This window comes from Calidithermus chliarophilus DSM 9957 (assembly GCF_000430045.1).
Taxonomy (GTDB): Bacteria; Deinococcota; Deinococci; order Deinococcales; family Thermaceae; genus Calidithermus; species Calidithermus chliarophilus.
This window is the reverse complement of the sequence record NZ_KE387023.1, coordinates 2,347,573-2,348,601: the sequence shown is the minus strand read 5'-3', so window position 1 is coordinate 2,348,601 and position 1,029 is coordinate 2,347,573. Positions and strand designations below refer to the sequence as shown.

Annotated in this window: 1 protein-coding gene; it reads right to left on the bottom strand. The window is 75.2% G+C overall.

The window, feature by feature from the left end; all coding sequences use genetic code 11:
- Positions 1-518 (bottom strand): hypothetical protein (locus tag MEICH_RS29355; protein WP_036218516.1); only part of this gene is annotated, 518 nt, incomplete at its 3' end.
- Positions 519-1,029 lie beyond the last annotated feature (511 nt).

The following is a 1,029-nucleotide window of genomic DNA, read 5'->3' as shown; positions in this document are numbered from 1 at the left end:
TGGTGGGCGAGCCCCAGCAGGATCAGGCTGCCCATGCGGCGGGGGGGACGGGCCCGCATGCCCAGGCGGTAGGCCGACTGGGCCACCTCGAGGCCCTCGGCGTAGTGCCCGGCGGTGAGCAGGGCGAAGCCCAGCGCCAGCGCCGCGCCGAGTTCCTGCTCGTAGCTGCCCGCGCGGGCGGCGAGCGCGTGCGCCTTGCGGGCGGCCTCGAGGCTCTTGTGCGGCTCGCCCGACTGCACGTGCAGCCGCGCCTTGAGCACCCAGCCCTCGGCCTCGCCCCGGGCGTTCTCCGTGCGGGTGAAGCGTTGCTGGGCCTCGCCCAGCGCCGCCTCGGCGGACGCCCACTGGCCCAGGTAGAAGTGGGCGCTGGCCAGGGTGACCCAGGCCCACGGCTGGATCTCCGAGAGGCCGGCCGCGCGGGAGAGCTCGACCGCCCGCCGGGCGTGTTCGATGGCCCTTCGCAGGCGCTGCCGGTGGTGGGAGGGGTCCTGGCCCTTGCGGCCCATCTGGTTGAGCACCGCCAGGTAGTACTCGGTCTGGGCCAGCTGGCCTCGAGCTGCTCGACGTCGCGCTCGGCCTGTTCGCGCGCGCCGCCCAGCAGCAGTGCCTTGGTCTCGTTCCAGCGCAGCCCGGCGAAGACGCTGAAACGGCCGTACTCCCGCCGCTCCAGCGCCGCTTGGGCCAGCTCGGCGGCCTCCTCCCAGCGGCCTTGCCACAGGCGCAGGTCGCACAGCCGGGTGAAGGGAAATTCCCCGAGCTGGTCCCAGTGGAGCCCGACGGCGCGCGCCTCCTCCAGCAGCGCCTCCGCCGTGCCCCAGTCGCCCAGGTTCTGGTGGGCGAGCCCCAGCAGGATCAGGCTGCCCATGCGGCGGGGGGGACGGGCCCGCATGCCCAGGCGGTAGGCCGACTGGGCCACCTCGAGGCCCTCGGCGTAGTGCCCGGCGGTGAGCAGGGCGAAGCCCAGCGCCAGCGCCGCGCCGAGTTCCTGCTCGTAGCTGCCCGCGCGGGCGGCGAGCGCGTGCGCCTTGC